The organism is Bacillus sp. SIMBA_008 (assembly GCF_046535495.1).
Classification (GTDB): Bacteria; Bacillota; Bacilli; order Bacillales; family Bacillaceae; genus Bacillus; species Bacillus subtilis.
Window position 1 is genome coordinate 1 of the sequence record NZ_JAWRWL010000316.1, and the last position, 279, is coordinate 279.

The window sequence follows — 279 nt, forward strand, 5'->3', positions numbered from 1 at the left end:
GGTGATGTATTACTATTTATAGATGGTGATTTTGCTATTCAAACTTCAAAATTACAATTATTCCTTAATCCGATTTTACATGATCAGGCCGACATCGTTTTAAATAATTTGGACGCATTATTTTTAAAGAAACAAAAACCGCACGCCGTGACAGTATGGCGCCAAATATTAAATGCAATATTAGAGCGCGAAGAATTAAAGATTGATTCTTTATTAGCTGTACCGCATGCGTTGACGAAAGAAGTTGTTCAAAGCATTGGATATGAATGTTTCGTTAAT

Annotated in this window: 1 pseudogene; it reads left to right on the forward strand. The window is 33.3% G+C overall.

The window, feature by feature from the left end:
• A pseudogene (locus SB658_RS23370) lies at positions 1-279 on the forward strand (glycosyl transferase); the annotation flags it as partial.